Origin of the sequence: Asticcacaulis sp. AND118 (assembly GCF_020535245.1) — a bacterium.
Taxonomy (GTDB): domain Bacteria; phylum Pseudomonadota; class Alphaproteobacteria; order Caulobacterales; family Caulobacteraceae; genus Asticcacaulis.
Genome location: NZ_CP084911.1, coordinates 295297 through 313575, shown reverse-complemented (window position 1 = coordinate 313575; position 18279 = coordinate 295297). Strand labels below are relative to the sequence as shown.

Here is an 18279-nt window from a genome sequence, read left to right as displayed (position 1 = left end):
CCGTCCGCACCCCTTGAGGAGACAATGACCACAGATACTCTTTCGACCACCGCCCCGCTCAAGATGGCCGATATCGCCCGCATGGCCGGGGTTTCGGTATCCACGGTATCGCGGGCCCTGGCCGGAAGTCCGCTGATCCCGAAGCCCTTGCGCGACAAGATCACGGCCATCGCCGAGGAAAATGGCTATGTCGTCAATCAGGCGGCGCGTAACCTGCGCCTCAAGCGCACGCGCACCATCGGTCTGGTCCTGCCCGACGACGGCGAGCGCAAGCTGCGCGACCCGCACCTGCTGAGCCTGATGGGCGCCCTCACCCAGGCCGTTTTCAAGCGCGGCTACGAGCTTCTGGTGCTCAAGACCCCGGCCAAGCGTCAGGGCGCGCTGAAAGACCTCGTCCGTTCGCAGCGCTTTGACGGCATGCTGGTCCTGCCCGACACCGCGGCTCAGGAGCAGCACGAAGCGTTGAGCGACCTCGCACGCTACTACGCGCCGCTGGTCGTCTGGGGCCGTCTGCCGGATCAGAGCTACTGCGGCGTCGAGGCCTCGACCGCGACCGACGAAAACGCCGAGGAGATGGTGGACCTGCTGTTCCAGCGCCTCAGCGACGAGGAAAAGGCCAGGGCCGCGAAATAGTCTTCGTTCCCCCGATTGCGTCGGGGTTTCGGTGACCCTATCGAGATAAAGAAAAGCCCTTCGGATCGTTCCGGAGGGCTTTTGAGTTTGATCATGAAGAAAGGGCTGCCCGGCGAACCGGGCAGCGATAGGCGATTAGAACTGAGTCGACAGGCTGACCGAGACGCTTTGACCCAGATCATACTTGTTGACGTCCACGCGCTTGACCTCTTCCTGATACTCCTGGAACTTCGTTCCTGTCAGGTTGCGCACTTCCACACCAAGGTTGAGGTCACGACCAAAAGCCGTGAAGCCCTTGCGGTAGACGAAGTCGAGCGTCGCGCCCGGCTCTTGGATATAATCGGCGACGCCGCTCGAGGGGTTGCCGCGCGCGGAGATGCGCTCGGACACATAGGTAACGAGGAAGGTGGCCTGCGACTTGGCTTCGGAGTCTTCCCAGCCGAACTGCAGATTGGCCACGTTCTCGGCCTGACCCTGCATGCGCGAGCCGGAGATGATGAAGTTGGTCGCGGGTTGCGTCTGGCCATTGCTGTCGATAATCGACTGGGAGCCCGTGGCCTTCACCTCGGACGAGGTGTAGGTGTAGTTCGCCTGAAGCAGCCAGCGCTTGTTGTCGAAGAACGGCCCTGAGACCGGCGAGTCGAAGAGACCCTTGTAGTCGAATTCCGCACCATAGAGGGTGGCTTCCGGTGCGTTGATATAGGTCTGGAACAGGCTGTTGCCCTGAACCAGAAGCGAGGCTTCGACCGGATTGGTGATGTCCTTGTAGAAGGCGCCCGCCGTGAAGTACGAACCGGCGTCGTAATACCACTCATAGCGCGCATCGAAGTTGGTCAGTTCCGTATCGCGCAGATACGGGTTACCGACAAACAGACGATCCTGTTCCGGGTCGAGATACTGAGCCGGAGCCAGTTCGCGGAATTGCGGACGACCGATGGTCTTGGACACGCCACCGCGGATCTGCATGTTTTCACGGAAGTTCCACGTTACGGTCGCCGTCGGCAGAACATACTCTTCCTTCAAAGCCGGAACCTGAACCGGCGCCTGGTCCGTTTCATAAAGCTTGTTCAGGGTGACCCGCTGCTTGGCGTATTCGTAGCGCAAACCGGCAGCCAGACGGACCAGCGGAATGATCTCGACATCCACCTTGGCGTATGCCGCGTTAACGAACAGACCACCGTCATAGGCCGCATTCGGGTTGGTGGTTTCGGTCAACACCCAGCGGTTGGGGCTGATATTGACGTCGGAGAACAGATAATCGACGCGCGAATACTGGATATTGTTTGCCGCGATCTCCGTGCCCGGATTGAAGCGGAACGAGCGGTTTTCCGACTCGCGCTTGTTGTCCAGGAAATCAACACCCCCGGTCAGCTTGCCATCGCGCGCTTCACCGAGGCTGAAATCATAGGTCAGGCTGGCGCCGCCGCTGACGGCCACATCCTCAAGGTTCGAGAATTGCAGATTGTTGGTCTGCTGCGTACCGGCGTGGAAGAAGACGCCGTTAGCGTCCTGCCAGTAGGTGATGTCGCGCTCATAGGGCGCGTCACGGGTGGTCTTGGCATAGGCCAGACGCCAGTCCATAGCCAGCTTGTCAGCCAGCGGATGGCGGCCGGTCAACTGCGACATAACCAGTTGACGTGCATACCAGCCCGTGTCTTCGCGGCGGGTCAGGCTGTCGGTATTGCGCGTATCGCTGCCTTCACGGACGCGAGTCCGCTTGGTCGTGTTGCGGATGAACAGATTGGTCCACTGCAGGCTATGGCCGTTGATATTGTAGCCCATACCGATCAAGCCGTTCAGGCCGACATTGTTTTCCGTGGTCTGATAGGTGTAATCGCCGACCAGTTCTACCGTACGCGCCGCGCCGGTGCCTTCGATACGGCCGTCCTGCTGAATGCCGTTACGGGCCTTCCAGCCATTGCTGAAATCAACCAGACCGATGAAACCGAACTGACCGCCGGCGACGTCCATGCTGGTGCCGCCGGACAGGTTGAAGCTGAAATTCGCCGGCAGGGCATCCGTCTGCTGGATGAGGTTCAGCGATGCGTTGCTGAAGCTCTGACCGATCTTCTGCAACTGGGCGGGCGTGTAATAGCCGGAAGCGTCGCTGTAGTTGCCAGCATTGATACGGCGGCCCGAATGCAGGGCCGTGCGCAGCTCCGGCGGCAGCGAACGGGTGCCGTCGTCAAAGCCGATCGGATCGGTGTCCGAACCATAATGGGTATAACCGTCCTGGAAGGTCGTCTCGGAATTGCCGCTGACGCTCAGGCCCATAGAAAAGAAGGGGGTCTTCGGCGTGTTCAGCGTGCGAAGGTCGATGACGCCGCCGCCGAACTCACCCGGATATTCCGCCGAATAGGTCTTTTGGACCGACACGCGTTGCAGGATCGAAGACGGGAAGAGGTCAAGCGGAACCACGCGTTGCAGCGGCTCCGGCGAAGGGAGCGGCGAGCCATTGAGCAGGGCCGATGAATAGCGCTCACCAAGTCCGCGTACATAGACGAAGCGGCCTTCGACCAGCGACAAGCCGGTGACGCGTGTCAGAGCAGCGGCGGCGGAATCGTCGCCCGTGCGCTTCAGATCTTCATTGGTCAGGATAGCCGTGACTTCGGCCGTGCGGCGCATGGTGTTCGGCACGTTACGCCCGCGCACGACGATCTCGGTCACTTCCTCTGTCGGGGTGGCCTCGGTAACTTCGACGGTCTGGGCGTCGGCGGGAACCGCGGTCTGGTCAGTCTGGGCGAAGGCGGCGGGCGCCACCAGGGCCGAGGTCGTCATCAGCATCAGGCCGAGCGACTGGGTATAGGTTTTCATAGCGTTTAGCCTTTGCTGATACGAAGAAGGGATTACGGGCGGTGCGGGGGTAACCCCGAACCGCCCGTGCGTTTATCAGCAGGTCGAGCCGGCAGTCAGGCCGCAGGTCCAGCCCGCGTACCAGGTGTCGCTCGAATTCTTCACGGCGCCGATATAGTCGACCGTCGTGAAGAAGTTGCCGTTGGCCACACCGTTGACCGAAGTGGCGTTTGTGGTCGAGTTCAGCGTCGATACGGCGCGAACCGGGACAGCCGCTTCGTTAGCGCCGTTGACGAAGTCGGCCAGGGTGATCGTGCCGGCCGACGTGTTGTTGGTGCCGCCGTTGAACAGGGCCGCCGTGTTGTTGGTCGTGGCGAAGGCCGTAGCGAAGCCGCCCATATAGACCGAGTGGAAGGTCGGGGCAGCGGTTTCGGTGGTCGCACCGGTGATGCGGATGCCGAAGGTCGAGGTCGACGAGGTGTTGACGATGACCGAATTGACCAGGGTCAGGTCGGTGCCCGAATTGATTTCCAGACCGTTCGACGCCACCGACGAACGGCGGATCAGGGTGGCGTTGGAGATGACCGGATGCGAGCAGTAGGCCGCGTTGCCAGCACACGACATTTCAAACAGACGATCGCCGCGGGTCTGGCTTTGCTTGACGATCAGGAACTGGATATTGCCGCGATAGCCGGTGTCGGTGTCGAGGCTGTCATCCGAGTTGCCGGTCAGCACGATGTTCTTGAGATTGACCGTGCCGCCGAACATTTCCATGCCGTCGTCCGAAGAGTTGTGGACCTGAACGTACTCCACCTTGGTGCCATTGCCGACGCCGGCAAAGGTGATGCCGTTCAGTTCGTTGCCCGGCAGGACTTCAAAGCCCGAGTGCATGACGCGGACATATTTCAGCGTGCCCGAATTATCGGCTACCGAGTTACCGCCGTAGAAGGCGTTGGTGCCTTCGATCTGACCCGTATTACAGCCCACGTTCGGCGGCGTGACGCCGGTCGGGCAGATATTGGTCGGGGCGCGGCCGGCGATCACCAGGCCACCCCATTGGCCGTCGGATTCCAGCGAGGTGGTCCCTTCGATCGACTGACGCGAGGTGAAGATCACCGGGTTGGTCGCGGTACCTTCCGCGAAGATTTGCGAGCCACGCTGGATGATGAGGTAGTCGAGGCCACCCGAACCGAAGACGCGCACGCCCGGTTCAACCGTGAGGATACCCGAAGTGCCGGCCAGAGGCGCAGTCGGATCGGCGCCCAGATCATCGCCAACGGCCACGCGGCCGGAAATGGAGTAGATGACGCCCGGCAGATTCTTCAGGACAAGGTTGCCGGTGATTTTCGCGGGGAGCTGGCAGTTGCGCAGGCCGGCGACCACGCCGACATTCGACAGACCGGTCGGGCAGGAGTCAGCCGCGCCCGAAGACGACGAAGAACTGCTCGAAGACGAGGACGACGAACCGCCGCCGACCAGCGTGCCTTCACCCGGCGAAGCCACGTTGTCGGCACCGAAGCAGCCCGCCAGCGCGACGGCGGCGGTGAAGCCCAGAAGACCCAGGCGGAATTTCGTGGATTTGTTCATTTGCATCTCTCCAGACCAGCGCAGCGGCACGTCGGAGATGTCTCCGTTCTGAACGCACCTATGCCATCGGAGGGCCTTATAGGCAGGCTATGTGACAGAACGCCCAAGCTTGTGTGACAGAAATATGTAACGCCGGTAAGAATGGCTTAACCCGGCCTTAATGCCGTTCGCTGCGTACCGCATGTGTCTTTGCGGACACGTTTTCGCCTGACACGCGCCGGAAAGAACGGCACTATGCAAAAAAGAGAGTGGCCGCCAAAGGGCAGACCACTCCGAGTTCGCCGGAAATGAGGGAAAAACCGGTCTGAGCCGAAGGGTGGCACGATCCATAGCCAGTGGCAATATTGGTAATGTCCTTTTTGCCCACATTTAGTCTCGCGGCGCGTTAAAACAGCGAAAATTCTGACGAAACCGCTATATTTTTCCAATAGGCTTGTCAGGATAGTCACAAACATATAATACCAATAATGCACATTGGTACTCAAATCATGACACCCACGCCGCCCTCCCCCGCCAGCCCTGTCCGGCTCGAGATCTGTCTCGATACGCCGGCAGGCCTGCGCGCTGCCATAGCGGGTGGCGCGGACCGTATCGAACTGTGTGCAGCCTTGCCCGAAGGGGGTCTTACCCCCTCCCCCGGCCTGATGCACCTGGCGGCACAGGCCCCCTGCCCGGTGCGTGCCATGATCCGCCCCCGGAGCGGCGGCTTTGTCTATACGGCGGACGAGATGGACGTCATGCGCCACGATATAGACGCCGTGCGTGAGGCCGGACTGGCGGGCGTCGTCATCGGCGCCAGCCGCCCCGACGGGCGGCTCGATGATACCGTCCTTCGCGTCCTGTGCGCCCACGCTGCCGGACTGGATCTGGCCCTGCACCGCGCGGTCGATCTGGCGGTCGAACTGGGATTTCATACCCTCCTCAGTTCCGGCGGTGCACGACGGGCCGAAGCCGGACTTGAGCGTCTGGCTGTGATGGTCGCCCATGCCGGCGACCGTATCGAGATCATGCCCGGCGGCGGGATTTCCGTCGCCAATGCCCATCGCATTTTGAGCATCACCGGCGCACACTGGCTGCACGCTTCGGCCAGCCGCGAAATCAGCGCTACCGCGCCCGAAATCTCCCTCGGTCTTCTGACGCCCGGCGCGCGCGATACCGACGCGGACACCGTCCGCTGCCTCAAAGACCACCTGCGCGCCTTCGCTCCGGCCGCGCCCCTCCCCCATTCGTCATAAGGAACCCTTCGCATGCCTCTCGCCTCCGTCGTCCCGCCGCTGGGTGAAACCACGACCCTGATGTTCCGCGAAGCGGCCGAAGGCGGCGACGCCGTCGAACGCTTCCTCAAACGCAATGCCGACGCGCTGGGCCGCATCGCCGCACGTCTAAAGGCCGCGCCCCTCAAAGCCGTCATCACCTGCGCGCGCGGCTCATCCGACCACGCCTGCACCTACGGCAAGTACGTCATCGAGACCCTGACCGGCGTGCCGGTGACCTCGGCGGCCCTTTCCGTGGCCTCGGTCTACGCCGCCCCCGTGGTGGCCTCCGAAGCCCTGTGTATCGCCGTGTCGCAGTCGGGGCGCTCGCCCGACCTTTTGACCGCCGTGGAGGCCTACAAAGCCGCCGGGGCCTATGTGATCGCCCTGGTCAATGACGAAACCGCACCACTGGCCGCGCTGGCCGACGAGGTCCTGCCCCTGTGCGCCGGACCGGAACTGTCGGTCGCCGCCACCAAGTCGTGCCTGGCCGCGCTGGCCGGGTTCGCGGCGCTGACCGCCGAATGGAGCGACGATGCAGCGCTGAAAGCCGCCGTGGCCGCCCTCCCCGCCCGGATGCGTCAGGCCTTCGACCTCGACTGGTCCGCCGCCCTCCCCGCCCTGACGTCGGCCACCAACCTCTTCGTCATCGGCCGCGGCTATGGTTTCGGCGTGGCTCAGGAGGCCGCGCTGAAGCTCAAGGAAACCTGCGCCCTGCACGCCGAGGCCTTCTCCGCCGCCGAAGTCCGCCACGGCCCCATGGCCATCGTCAACGCAGGCTTTCCGGTGCTGGCCTTCGCCACCTCGGACCTCGCCGGCGACGGGGTGCGCGACGTGGCCGCCGAATTCGCCGATCGCGGTGCCGCCGTGTGGCTGGCCGACACGACGCCCGGCGCGTACATACTGCCGGCGCTGGAAGCCGAACCCGCGCTGGAGCCCATCCTGCGCCTGCAAAGCTTCTACCGCCTCGCCAACCGCCTGTCGCTGGCGCGGGGGCTCAATCCGGACACGCCGCCGCACCTGAACAAGGTAACCAAAACGGTCTAAGTGCTGGACATTCTGCAAAGGGCGGTCATGCTGTGCGCATGGCCGCCCTTTCGCTTGTCCGCACTTTCCATTCGCGCCCGTGGCTAAGCCGCGCCACCCTGCTGGCGGGTGCGGTCGGCACGGGGTTGGGGGCATTGACCGAACTGCGCCTGTCTCAAAGCGTGCTGATCGCGTGGAACGTCGCCGCCCTCTTCTATCTCGGCGTTCTGGCGCGGCTGATGCTGAGCGCCGACACCGCCGACATGCGCCAGCGCGCCGAAACGCAGGACGTCGGCAAGTGGAGCATACTGGGCCTGACCGGGGCCGCGATTGCGGTCTGCATCGTCGCCATCGCCTCGGAACTGATCGCCGCGCGCGATGAAACCGGCCTCATTAAAGGGCTCGATATCGCGCTGGTTGGGGCGACCATCGTCACGACCTGGGTGTTCGTGCACGCAACCTTCGCCCTGCACTACGCCCATGCTTATTATATCGAGTTGGAACGCGAATCCGAACCGCCGCTGAAATTTCCGGATGAAAAATGCGAGCCGGACTATCTCGACTTCGCCTATTTCGCCTTCATCATCGGCACAGCAGCGCAGACCGCCGATGTATCGGTGGCGTCGAAAGCCATGCGACGGCTCAATCTGGGGCACGCCGTGTTCGCGTTTTTCTACAACACGACCCTTCTGGCGCTGTGCATCAATATCGCCGCGAGTTTATTGGGATAAAGTCGGAAGATTCCGGGGTCAGTTGACCCCGGACCCCGTAAACGGGTGCGACGGCATCGACTGAGTGCGTGGGGAGGAAGAAGGCTAACCACGGAAAACACAGAAAGCACGGAAAGAATACTTGCCATTCTTTCGGCGCGCAGCGCCCGTCACTGTGCCTGCCGCACAATGGAGAAGGGCCCTTCGGGCAAGATCAGTTCCATAGCCCTTTCCGTGCTTTCTGTGCTTTCCGTGGGCTAAACCCTTAGGTCGTATCCAGCGGGAAGATGTCGGGCCACAGAGTATTGAGGTCTTCGCGCATATAGGCTTTGAGCGTTTTCAAAATCATCTCACGCGAGCAACCCGCCTCATACATCCAGGGCAGGCGATCCCCGTGGAGCACTTCGACATCCTCATCGCGAATCAGACCGTAATCGTGATCGAACCACGCGACGTCCCTGGGTTTCTCGATGGCTTTGGTGTTCAGCACTCGCTCGCGCAGAGCCGCTTGCTGCGGCGTCAGGAGGGTGTCTTGGGGCTTGTTTGAAGGCGCGGCGGGCTTGGGCTCGATAACCGTTTCCGGCGCTTTGGTCGGTTCAGACACGGGCTGAGGCTGCGGCTTTGCCGGTGTTTTCAGCGTCTGAATTTCGGCCTTGAGTTCGCCCCTGAGTTCCGCCATAGGGTCAGGCTCCGGACGCGGCCATTGCATCCCGGCCAGCATATCCGGCTTCAGTGTCACAAACGGTACGTTCGGAACTTTGTCGAAATAATATCCCGACCATTTGAGTTTTTTCTGCAGCGTCACCTGATCTTCAATAGAAGCGGCAGCACGTTTGTGTGCCCCGGCTTCCGACGCATCGCAGCGGGCATAGAGACGCTCGATCATCAAAGCCGTCCGGACGCCCTTGACGACATCGTCACCGTTTTCGGGATCATCGACCTCGCCCAGAGCGATCAGCATACGATCAGCGAAGGCGCGCAACCGCTTGCGCCGTTGTTCTGGCGTCAATTGCTCCTCTGTGCGCTCCGAATGGGTCATGCGCCCAAGGATACGAACGGTTTGAGCGGCGGGGATAGATTCGCAATCTTCCCTCGCCCCCACGGGGAGAGGGTGGTCGAGCTTGTCGAGACCGGGTGAAGGGGGTAGGTCGCTGCGGGTGAAGGGGGTAGGTCGCTGCGGGTGCAGGGGCCGTGCCCCTGCCCGCCGGAGGCTCTTAATTCCTGAGCTTCTCACTCAATCGAACAAGCCATTTATTTATGATAGCTACCAGATAGCTCTCACGTAACGTGTTTGATTTTTTGAGTAATTCTTTGGCGTGCAGCGCGTCAATCCCCAGAAGATCAGCCATCTCCCTCTCGTCTATCTCCGGGCGATCGCGCCTGAGTTCCTGCACCGTCCAGACAAGTGAGTTTGCCATTCTATCGACGAACCGGCAGGGCTTGCTGCGCACCCTGCCCGTCCGCAGAACGTCTTCATAGGTCAGATATTTTGCCGGCCATTGTTTATCAGCAAGGATGTGCGCCGCATCCTCGTCACTGAGGCGATCGACAAAGTAATCATCGTATATTCGCTCTTCCTGAGCGATCAGCCAGTGGTCGCCGCAAGCCTTGCACTTGCCCAGCCAAAGCCACCACGCTTTACCGCCATGCCTTGCGGCTTCGTCCACCGTGGCGAAAAAGCGCTCATCGCGCCTTTCCATTCCCATCGGAATGACGTCCTCATCCGCCACCGCCTCACACTCGCAGGCGAGGGCAGGGCGCAGTAGGCCTTCAAGGCGCTCGCGCATGCGCTCGACCTGATTGCGATCGGCATAGTTCATTTCGAGTAGCGCCAGATGCAGATCGACGCCCAATTCGGTGAGCAAGGTTGCCTCATAGGCATAGACCCAGGCTTCAAAGTCTGTGGTTGTCGTATCGCACCTGACAAATCGCCAAAGCGCCTGACGGATTGCCCTATCCATTTCCCCTCAAAACGTTATCGGGTGCAGGGGCTGCGCCCCTGCCCGCCGGAGGCTCTTCATTTGGATACCCAATGGATACCAGAATGTTATCCAAGTAAAATCATACATTTACGGATCCCCGGTCGCACATTCACCACCCAAAGATACCCAAAAGATACCAATCAACTATCTGATAGCTTTACGACGGCTATTCACAGGCTATCGGCTGGATTTCCGTTAGCTATTAACTTTCCGTTAGCTATTCGGAAGCTAGATTATGGCTAACAGGAAGCTAACGGGCATCTGTCTGGCGGCTTTCGGCGGGATAGCGGATGTCTATCGGCGGGCTTTCATCAAGCTTGTCCCTAGCTTCCAGATGCCTTCCCGCTGGACCCCGCGTCAGAATCGGCGCACTCACAACTATTAACACTCCATTAACCTTTGCGCAAAGGCCGGCCGCGTTAGCTGACAGCTACCCGATAGCCAGCCGGAAGCCGTCCGAAAGGAGCCCGACATGCCGGTCATTTCCTTCATCTCCCCAAAGGGCGGGGTGGGCAAGACCACGGCGGCGACGCTGATGGCGACGCAACTGGCGCGCAAGACGCAGGTCATCATCATCGATGCCGACCCCAACCGTCCGATCCTCGCCTGGTCGCAGCTGAACGGTTGCCCAGCCAATATCCGCATCGTGTCGGATGCCAATCAGGAAAACATCCTCGACAAGATAGAAGAGGCGGCCGCCGAAGCGCCGTTCGTGGTCGTCGACTGCGAAGGTACGGCGTCGCTGACGGTAGCCTATGCCATCGGGGCTTCGGATCTGGTGGTTGTGCCAACGCAGGGGTCGCAGCTCGACGCCAAACAGGCGGCCAAGGCCTTGAGCCTGATCAAGAATACCGAGCGCCAGTCGCGCCGCCCGATCCCGCACGCCGTGCTTCTGACGCGCACCAATCCGGTCATCAAGCCGCGCACGCTGTCGGCCATCCACGAACAGTTGCGGGCGCACGGCATCCGCCTGTTCGACACGCAGTTGCACGAGCGCGAGGCCTTCAAGGCCATGTTCTCGTTCGGCGGGTCGCTGGAGACGCTCGATCCGTTGCAGGTCGCCAATATCGACAAGGCCGTGGCCAATGCCCGCGCCTTTGTGGCCGAAGCCATTGATTTGCTTAAAAATCCGGACGTCGCGCCGGCTCAGGAGGTCGCTTAATCCATGTCAGAACGCGCTTCGATCTTTGATGACGATCTCGACCTGTCGGCCTTCGATGCGAAACCGAAACCTAAGCCGGACAAGGAAGGTCTGCGCGCCGTGGCCGAGGCGAGGGGCTTCCCCAGCCGTGAGGCCGTGGCCGCGCCGGCGCCCGTCGAACCCGTCCTGCAACGCCGCTATCGCACCGGGCGTAACCGTCAGCTCAATCTGAAGGTGACGGACGAGGCGCTGCGCCGTTTCTACGCCGTCGCCGACGCGCAGGGCCTCGTTCTGGGGCAGGTGTTCGAGCAGGCCGTCGAGGTGCTGGAAGCCAAGCTGAAGGCCGAGGGCAAGCTCTGATCATGGCCCGCCGTTCCGCTGAATCGCAGTTCGACCTGTTCATCCCGCTGGTCAGCGACATGTCGCTGAAGGACCAGCGCGAGCTGATGGAACGGCCGTTTTTCAGTCTGGCCAAGCGTAAGCGCCTGAAACCCATCGAATATACCAGCCCTGACGGCGACACCTGGGTCAAGGTTTCCGGGAATGCCGAATTCGGCATCGCGACCATCTGGGACGCCGACATCATGATCTGGGCGGCGTCGGCGCTGAACCGGCTGAAAGAGCAGGGAGTCAATGACTTGCCGCGGACTCTTAAGACCACGTCTTATGATCTGCTGCGCGCCATCAAGCGCGATACGGGCGGCAAGTCGTATCAGGAACTGAATGCGGCCCTGCAAAGGCTGGAATCGACGACCATTCAAACCTCACTGCGCGCGCCGAAACGCAAGGACAAGGCGCAATTCGGCTGGATCGACGCCTTTCAGTTGGAGGTCGACCCGGAAACCGAGGCCCCGCGCGGGATTTCCATCACCTTATCCGACTGGGTTTATCAGGGGATCGTCACCGAACGCTCGCTCCTGACCATGCATCAGGACTATTTCCTGCTCACCGGCGGCATGGAACGCGCCCTGTACCGTGTGGCGCGCAAGCACGCCGGCGATCAGGAGAGCGGCTGGACCTGCCGCATCTCGATCCTGCACGAAAAAACCGGCTCGGACAGCCCGCTGAAGCAGTTCACCTATCTGCTCAAGCGTATCGTGGCCAAGAACGCCCTGCCTGAATACGAAATGACCCTGACCAAGACCAATGACGGGTCTCCCGCCGTGCACTTCATCAAGCGCGATATGGAAGAGCGGGTGAGGGTGCGCGACGCGTTGAAATCGCTGGAGCGTCAGTCTGCCGAAGACCAGCGGGCTCTGGAAATCGACGGCCTTATGAACAAACGGTTCTAGGCTTTTGTATCGGGGGATCGGTGACTTTTTTGCCCTGATTCGTCGGGGGAACAGTGACCAAACTCTCGGGGGATTGAAGACCAGCTTGACGGGGGATCGGTGACCGATTCGCTGCAGGTGAGTCGGGGGAACAGTGACCGGATGGTCTTTTCCGGCGGTTTTGCCCTCAAAAGACGGCTTTCGGGGGATTAGTGACCGCATTTTCGCCCGGATCATGGTTAAAAAGCTGTCGGCAAGCTGTGGAAAATACTTCCTTTTTCTCTATGCGATCATCGGGGGAAGGGTGACCCGTTGCACGGGGGAACGAAGACCGCCCCTGCGGGGGATCAGTGACGCAGCCACGGGGGATCAGAGATTAACAAATAGTACCCTTATTGATTTTAAAGGGGAATTTCGGCTTTTTTTTTCGCTTAACCTATTTAACTAGATTCACTAACAGACTCTCTTAACAGGGCTCAGGAACGCGGGGTAACGATCGTGCCGAGCCCGCCTTGTGCGACCTTTGAGGGGTCGCTCAGGCGGACTTCGACGGAAAGGGGGTTAAGACAGTACCGCCCAAGGGTCACCTAAAACCGGTCACCGGGATTTCCGGGATTACAGACAACGGGGCAGGGTCACCGAAAACGAGGGGCTCCGGTGACCAACGAAAAGCCGCCCGAACCTCCCGTTGAGCCTTGTATCGAGACCCAAAACACCTGATTTTGGCCGCAAATCCGCGTGACTGCGCCCGGAATCGCTTGGAGTCAAAGGGATTGCGGGATTGGCAGAGGGTCACTGATCCCCCGATAGTGTGACATCGCTTCACGGTGCGGCTTCACGGTGAAATGACGTGACGGCGTCCGATTCGGTCGCTATGGAAACTTTCTTTGCTTTCAGACTCTTCCGGAGGCCGTCATGGCGATCAGCATCCATTCCGACTTCGACGGCGGCAATATCGACGTCGTGCAGGACTATGGCATCGGGCGTTTCGACCTCAGCATCCGCGCGGATCATCAGTCGCACTATTACCAGTGGTTCTATTTCCGTGTTGACGGCGCCGCAGGGACCGATCTGGAGCTGCGTCTCACCAATGCCGGGGGATCGGCCTATACGGGCGGCTGGACGGGCTACAGGGCCCGTGTGAGCCCCGACAAGGCCGATTGGACGCTCGCCGAGACCGATTACGCCGACGGGGTGCTGACCATCCGTCACAAAGCGGTGTCCGACAGCCTGTGGGTGGCCTATTTCGCGCCCTATGACAGTGACCGGCATCGCGCGCTGGTCGAACGCGTGAAAACCCTGCCGGGCGTCGGTCACCGGGTTTTGGGCCAAACGCTCGACGGACGCGACCTCGACCTGTTCACGCTGGGCGAGGGCCCGCGCGCGGTATGGCTCTATGCCCGCCAGCATCCGGGGGAAACCATGGCCGAATGGTGGATGGAGGGGGCCATTCCCTGGCTCTGCGGTGACGCGCCGGAAGCCGTGGCGCTGCGGGCGGCAGCGACTTTTCAAGTCGTGCTCAATGTCAATCCGGACGGCAGCGCGCGCGGCCATCTGCGCACCAATGCCGCGGGCACCGATCTGAACCGTCAGTGGGCCGAGCCCTCGGCGGACAAGAGCCCGGAAGTGCTGGCCATCCGCAACGCCATGGACGCTACCGGCGTCGATTTCGCCATCGATGTGCATGGCGACGAGGCCATTCCGCACGTCTTCATGGCCGGGTTCGAGGGCGTGCCGTCTTGGACGCCCGAACGCGACGCCCTCTATCGCCGCTATCTGAACGCCCTTCTGGCGCGCACGCCCGATTTCCAGACGACATTCGGCTATGACGTCGATGCGCGCGGTCAGGCCAATCTGGCCATTTCGACCAATGCGGTGGCCGAACGCTATGGCGCCATCGCCATGACGCTGGAAATGCCGTTCAAGGACCATGACGACGCCCCGGACGCGACCGAGGCTTGGTCGCCGTCGCGGTCGCAGGCGCTGGGCATTGCGTGTCTCAAGGCGCTCTACGACGTGATTACGGACATTCCGGTGCGCCCGCGCTGAGGTAAACATCTGCGTGAGGCAAAGGTTTGCGCACCTATCGGGGTATCGGTGACCGCTGCTCTTGACTCGACTCCCGCCGATTCGCCGCGCTAGATGGCGATGATATCAACGAACGGAGCGGGTCATGTTGAACGATATTCTGGGCGCCCTGGGCGGCAAGCTCGATCTGGGCAATCTGGACATTGCCGGTTTGGCGGAACAACTCGGCGGGCAGGGGCTGGTCGGCGATGTGCTGGGCCAATTGCAACAGGGCGGTCTGGCTGAAGTCGTGCAGTCGTGGGTGTCGAACGGCGCCAACCTGCCGGTTTCGTTCGAGCAACTGCAATCGGCGTTGGGACCGGACATGGTCAATCAACTGGCCGGGTCACTGGGAATCGATCCCGCCCAATTGGGCGATGTCCTGCCGGGCGTGGTCGATCAGTTGACGCAAGGCGGTCAACTGCCGCAAGCCATCGCCGAAGCCGCGCCGAACCTGCTCGGTCAGGACGGCATCGGCAAGTTGCTGGGCGGCCTGTTCCGCTAGGTTTTGTGAATTTACGGCGCGCCTGACCGCGCGCGCCGGGGCTATTCCATGCCCTTGAGGGCGCGGGCTTCACGCAAACCGTTGCGGCGCAAGGCCTGCACGGCGCGGCGCAGATCGGACAACGCCTGCGCCCTCGTACCCCCGGCAGCCTCATAGGCGGCAACCGTCTCGGCGATCAGCTCGGCCTCGGGCGGCAGGTTGTCGTTGGCAGCGATAAAAGCGGGGGACATGGCGCACACGGGTCGAATAGGGGAGGAGAAATAGTCTCTTACACGGGCAGGGGTTAAAAATCACCCCGGAATCAGCCCGTTTTCACGCGCCGTGTCCCGATCGAGAATCATCTGGATGGCGGGCCGCCCGAACAATCGGTCCAGAGCACTGCCGTCCTCGTCGTAAAGAGCGTCGGCGACGCGGAATACGCCCTTGAGACACTCGATAGCCGGTTGCGCAAAAGCCTGACCGGCCACCAGCACCCACGCGCCATCATACAACCGACTCATCACGCCCTCCTTTTATGTTCTTAATTTGTTCTCACGCTTTTGGTCTGTTGTCAAGCGGCGTAGGGCGGGGCTACCATAGTATATCCGCTAGCTATCCGTTATATTGGTAACTACCAATTAAAAACCAAATCATAACTTTTAGCTTGATTTCGTCTCAAATTCGCCCTCACATATCGAAAACATCGATCTGGGGAGCCCGACATGACCTTAGCGAAATCCGTCAGCCTCAGCGCGCTGGCCGCCGTCCTTCTGCTGAGCGCAGGCTGCGCCGCAACGCCGGAACCGGTCGCCTCCGTGGTGGCGACGCCGGTGGCTGCCAAAAGCCCGGAGCCCCTGTCTCAGGCCCATCTCGACGCCCTGGGGGCCGATCTCGGCTATCGCTACGCCATTGTCGATAACCGTCAGACCTGCGACGGGGCGCCGTGCTTCCTGTCGACCCTGACGCTTACCCTGCCGAAGGACACGGACCTGCCCGGCGGCTGGACGCTCTATTTCTCCTATGTCGCGCCGTTGAAGACGCACGAGAGCGATGCCTTCGATGTGAAACTGATCAATGGCGACCTCTACGCCGTGACGCCGAAGCCGGGAGCGGTGCTGAAGGCCGGGGCTGTGCACGAGATCAGGCTGTGGGCGCCGGGGCATTTTTATTCGCGCGGCTTCGTCATGCCGAATGTCTATGTCGCCGCGCCGGGTTTGGCCGCGCGCACCCTTGCGGCGAGCCGGGTGGTGATCGATCCTGAAACCGGACTTGAGACCCTGCCGTTCGTCGCGCCGATGACCGACGAGGCCAAACTGGCCACGCAGAGCCCCGACGATAAGATGCAGTGGCTGACGCCTGAGCGCGCCTATGAACGCAACGCCGCGCGAAATATCGCCATGACCCGTCCGGCCGTGGTCATCCTGCCGACCCCGGCCAAGGTGACGCTGCAAAAGGGCGCGCCGCTCGACCTGTCGAAGGGGTTCGCCTTGCGCCTGAAGGGGCTGGAGCGCACCGACATCGAACCGGCTATTCAGGCCCTGATCGCGGCCGGTGCAGGGGAGGGGGTAGGCCCGACCGTGGCCGTGACCGTCGATCGCCGCCTGAAACCCGAAGCCTATCGCCTCAACGTCACCCACAGCGTCTCCATCACCGCCGGATCGACGGCGGGGGCCAACCACGCCCTGCGTTCGCTGGCCCAGCAGACGGCCTTCGGCGGCGGGCAGACCTTACGCATGTCCATCGAGGACGCGCCGCGCCTGCCGTTCCGAGGCCTGCATATCGACGTGGCGCGCAACTTCCACTCCAAGGCCTTCGTGCTCGACATGCTGGAGCAGATGGCGGCGTATAAGTTCAACCGCCTGCACCTGCATCTGGGTGAGGACGAGGGCTGGCGTCTGGAGATCGACGGCCTGCCCGAACTGACGCAGGTCGGCGGCTATCGCTGCCACGATCCGGCGGAAGACACCTGTCTTCTGCCGCAACTGGGGGCCGGGCCGGAGCGTGAGACGCCGGTCAACGGCTATTTCACCAAGGCCGACTATATCGAGATACTCAAGGCGGCGCAGGCGCGCGGCATCGAGGTTATCCCGTCCTTCGACATGCCCGGTCACAGCCGCGCGGCGGTCCGGTCCATGGAGGCCCGCTATCGTCGCCTGAGCGCCGCCGGCGATGCGGCCGGCGCGGTGCAATACCGTCTGGTCGAGCCGGAAGATAAGACGCCCTACCGCTCGATCCAGCATTACAACGACAACACGCTCAATGTGTGCCTCCCCGCCACCTACGCCTTCATCGACAAGGTGATCGACGAAACGGCGAAGCTGCACAAGGCCGCGGGCGTGCCGCTGAAACGCTATCATATCGGGGCCGACGAGACGGCGGGCGCGTGGACGCAGTCGCCGGCGTGCAAGGCCTTTATGGCCGAGCACAAGCTGACTCCGGCTCAGCTTACTCCCTATTTCATCGAGCGCGTGGCCGGCTATCTGGCGGAAAAGGGCATAGAGACGGCGGGCTGGAGCGACGGCATGGGCCACACCGACCCGAAGAAGATGCCCAGGGTGGTTCAGTCGAACATCTGGAGCGGCCTGCTGGGGCCGGCGGCTGCCGAAGCGCACGACCATGCCAATCGCGGCTGGGAAACGGTGATTTCGGTGCCGGATATCACCTATCTCGACATGCCCCCGGCGCCGCACCCGGAAGAGCCGGGCTACGACTGGGCGTCGCGCGACACCGACCTGTTCAAGATCTTCAGCTTCCAGCCGGAAAACCTGCCGGCCAATGCCTCGCTGCTGACCGATATTCGCGGGCAGGGGACCACTGTGGCCGACAAGACGCCCTACGCCAGGGGGCGGGGCATTACCGGTCTGCAAGGCCAGCTCTGGACGGAAGTGGTGCGCACCGACGCCGAAGCTGAATACCGCCTCTTCCCGCGCCTGTTGCCGCTGGCCGAACGCGCCTGGCACAAGGCGGGCTGGGAGGTCGCCTACAAGGCCGGCGAGAGCTACACCTATGGCGACGGCAAGGTCGATGCGAAGGCAGTGCTGGGCGAATGGCAGGGCTTCCGCGACCGGTTGGGCGTGCATTTGCGTTTCCTCGATCAGGCGGGGATCACCTATCGCCTCGCGCCGCCGGGGGCGAAGATCGAGGGCGGGCAATTGCTGGCCAATGCCGAGATCGCGGCGACTTTGATCGAGTACCGGGTGAAGGGCGGAACGTGGGAAGCCTATACGGGCCCTGTGGCGGTGACGGGTCCGGTCGACCTGCGCGTCACCACGCCTGATGGCCGCCGCAAGAGCCGGACGGTGACGGTGGAGTAATTTATTCATACCTCCCTG

Annotated in this window: 16 protein-coding genes; 10 read left to right on the top strand and 6 right to left on the bottom strand. The window is 61.9% G+C overall.

Translation table 11 applies throughout. The features are described from left to right. Positions 1-24 precede the first annotated feature (24 nt). A complete protein-coding gene (locus LH365_RS14935) occupies positions 25-633 on the top strand; it encodes a LacI family DNA-binding transcriptional regulator (protein WP_226746147.1) in 609 nt (202 codons plus the stop codon). A gap of 135 nt (positions 634-768) precedes the next feature. Here LH365_RS14935 and LH365_RS14930 read toward each other — a convergent pair whose 3' ends face one another. Next, complete coding sequence (locus LH365_RS14930) at positions 769-3447, bottom strand: TonB-dependent receptor domain-containing protein (protein WP_226746146.1); 2679 nt, start codon at positions 3445-3447, stop codon at positions 769-771. 75 nt (positions 3448-3522) lie between these two features. Then, complete coding sequence (locus tag LH365_RS14925; protein ID WP_226746145.1) at positions 3523-5013, bottom strand: hypothetical protein; 1491 nt, start codon at positions 5011-5013, stop codon at positions 3523-3525. A 488-nt stretch (positions 5014-5501) separates the two neighbouring features. On the opposite strand from LH365_RS14925, the gene LH365_RS14920 reads away from it, so the two are divergent. Genes LH365_RS14920 through LH365_RS14910 form a run of 3 tightly spaced genes read left to right on the top strand, consistent with a single transcriptional unit; the run spans position 5502 to position 8023 of the window. Beyond that, positions 5502-6248, top strand: a complete 747-nt coding sequence (locus LH365_RS14920) for a copper homeostasis protein CutC (protein ID WP_370639765.1) — start codon at positions 5502-5504, stop codon at positions 6246-6248. A 12-nt stretch (positions 6249-6260) separates the two neighbouring features. Beyond that, positions 6261-7313 carry an SIS domain-containing protein gene (locus tag LH365_RS14915; protein ID WP_226746144.1) on the top strand — a complete coding sequence of 351 codons (1053 nt, stop codon included), beginning with the start codon at positions 6261-6263 and terminating at the stop codon, positions 7311-7313. A 38-nt stretch (positions 7314-7351) separates the two neighbouring features. Next, positions 7352-8023, top strand: coding sequence for a DUF1345 domain-containing protein (locus tag LH365_RS14910; protein ID WP_226746143.1), 672 nt, complete (start codon positions 7352-7354; stop codon positions 8021-8023). A 244-nt stretch (positions 8024-8267) separates the two neighbouring features. On the opposite strand, the gene LH365_RS14905 is transcribed toward LH365_RS14910, so the two are convergent. Both LH365_RS14905 and LH365_RS14900 read right to left on the bottom strand, forming a co-directional pair. After that, complete coding sequence (locus tag LH365_RS14905; RefSeq protein ID WP_226746142.1) at positions 8268-9011, bottom strand: hypothetical protein; 744 nt, start codon at positions 9009-9011, stop codon at positions 8268-8270. 205 nt (positions 9012-9216) lie between these two features. Then, the gene (locus LH365_RS14900) at positions 9217-9963 is read right to left on the bottom strand and encodes a hypothetical protein (protein WP_226746141.1); all 747 of its coding nucleotides are present in this window, start codon (positions 9961-9963) and stop codon (positions 9217-9219) included. Positions 9964-10456: 493 nt separating this feature from the next. Here LH365_RS14900 and LH365_RS14895 point away from each other — a divergent pair, with 493 nt between their 5' ends. The 5 genes from LH365_RS14895 to LH365_RS14875 all read left to right on the top strand — a co-directional run bounded on the left by LH365_RS14895 (position 10457) and on the right by LH365_RS14875 (position 14968). Then, a complete protein-coding gene (locus LH365_RS14895; protein WP_226746140.1) occupies positions 10457-11146 on the top strand; it encodes a ParA family protein in 690 nt (229 codons plus the stop codon). Positions 11147-11149: 3 nt separating this feature from the next. After that, positions 11150-11485: a stability/partitioning determinant gene (locus tag LH365_RS14890; RefSeq protein WP_226746139.1), complete on the top strand. Its 336-nt coding sequence runs from the start codon at positions 11150-11152 to the stop codon at positions 11483-11485. A gap of 2 nt (positions 11486-11487) precedes the next feature. Beyond that, a complete protein-coding gene (locus LH365_RS14885) occupies positions 11488-12417 on the top strand; it encodes a replication initiator protein A (RefSeq protein ID WP_226746138.1) in 930 nt (309 codons plus the stop codon). Between the two features lie 894 nt (positions 12418-13311). Next, entirely contained in the window at positions 13312-14445 is a 1134-nt protein-coding gene (locus LH365_RS14880) for a M14-type cytosolic carboxypeptidase (protein WP_226746137.1), read from the top strand. 124 nt (positions 14446-14569) lie between these two features. Then, a complete protein-coding gene (locus tag LH365_RS14875; RefSeq protein WP_226746136.1) occupies positions 14570-14968 on the top strand; it encodes a YidB family protein in 399 nt (132 codons plus the stop codon). A 41-nt stretch (positions 14969-15009) separates the two neighbouring features. Here LH365_RS14875 and LH365_RS14870 read toward each other — a convergent pair whose 3' ends face one another. Together LH365_RS14870 and LH365_RS14865 are read right to left on the bottom strand one after the other, a co-directional pair. Then, positions 15010-15198, bottom strand: a complete 189-nt coding sequence (locus LH365_RS14870) for a hypothetical protein (protein ID WP_226746135.1) — start codon at positions 15196-15198, stop codon at positions 15010-15012. A gap of 60 nt (positions 15199-15258) precedes the next feature. Beyond that, a complete protein-coding gene (locus LH365_RS14865; protein WP_226746134.1) occupies positions 15259-15468 on the bottom strand; it encodes a hypothetical protein in 210 nt (69 codons plus the stop codon). Positions 15469-15669: 201 nt separating this feature from the next. On the opposite strand from LH365_RS14865, the gene LH365_RS14860 reads away from it, so the two are divergent. Beyond that, a complete protein-coding gene (locus LH365_RS14860) occupies positions 15670-18261 on the top strand; it encodes a family 20 glycosylhydrolase (protein ID WP_226746133.1) in 2592 nt (863 codons plus the stop codon). Positions 18262-18279: the final 18 nt, after the last annotated feature.

What these genes read in the sequence shown, in the direction of transcription:
- LH365_RS14935 (WP_226746147.1), top strand. Translation starts at nt 25, where the DNA reads ATGACCACAGATACTCTTTCGACCACCGCCCCGCTCAAGATGGCCGAT.
- LH365_RS14910 (WP_226746143.1), top strand. Translation starts at nt 7,352, where the DNA reads ATGGCCGCCCTTTCGCTTGTCCGCACTTTCCATTCGCGCCCGTGGCTA.
- LH365_RS14870 (WP_226746135.1), bottom strand. Translation starts at nt 15,198, where the DNA reads ATGTCCCCCGCTTTTATCGCTGCCAACGACAACCTGCCGCCCGAGGCC.
- LH365_RS14860 (WP_226746133.1), top strand. Translation starts at nt 15,670, where the DNA reads ATGACCTTAGCGAAATCCGTCAGCCTCAGCGCGCTGGCCGCCGTCCTT.
- LH365_RS14875 (WP_226746136.1), top strand. Translation starts at nt 14,570, where the DNA reads ATGTTGAACGATATTCTGGGCGCCCTGGGCGGCAAGCTCGATCTGGGC.
- LH365_RS14900 (WP_226746141.1), bottom strand. Translation starts at nt 9,963, where the DNA reads ATGGATAGGGCAATCCGTCAGGCGCTTTGGCGATTTGTCAGGTGCGAT.
- LH365_RS14890 (WP_226746139.1), top strand. Translation starts at nt 11,150, where the DNA reads ATGTCAGAACGCGCTTCGATCTTTGATGACGATCTCGACCTGTCGGCC.
- LH365_RS14865 (WP_226746134.1), bottom strand. Translation starts at nt 15,468, where the DNA reads ATGAGTCGGTTGTATGATGGCGCGTGGGTGCTGGTGGCCGGTCAGGCT.
- LH365_RS14885 (WP_226746138.1), top strand. Translation starts at nt 11,488, where the DNA reads ATGGCCCGCCGTTCCGCTGAATCGCAGTTCGACCTGTTCATCCCGCTG.
- LH365_RS14915 (WP_226746144.1), top strand. Translation starts at nt 6,261, where the DNA reads ATGCCTCTCGCCTCCGTCGTCCCGCCGCTGGGTGAAACCACGACCCTG.
- LH365_RS14930 (WP_226746146.1), bottom strand. Translation starts at nt 3,447, where the DNA reads ATGAAAACCTATACCCAGTCGCTCGGCCTGATGCTGATGACGACCTCG.
- LH365_RS14895 (WP_226746140.1), top strand. Translation starts at nt 10,457, where the DNA reads ATGCCGGTCATTTCCTTCATCTCCCCAAAGGGCGGGGTGGGCAAGACC.
- LH365_RS14920 (WP_370639765.1), top strand. Translation starts at nt 5,502, where the DNA reads ATGACACCCACGCCGCCCTCCCCCGCCAGCCCTGTCCGGCTCGAGATC.
- LH365_RS14925 (WP_226746145.1), bottom strand. Translation starts at nt 5,013, where the DNA reads ATGAACAAATCCACGAAATTCCGCCTGGGTCTTCTGGGCTTCACCGCC.
- LH365_RS14880 (WP_226746137.1), top strand. Translation starts at nt 13,312, where the DNA reads ATGGCGATCAGCATCCATTCCGACTTCGACGGCGGCAATATCGACGTC.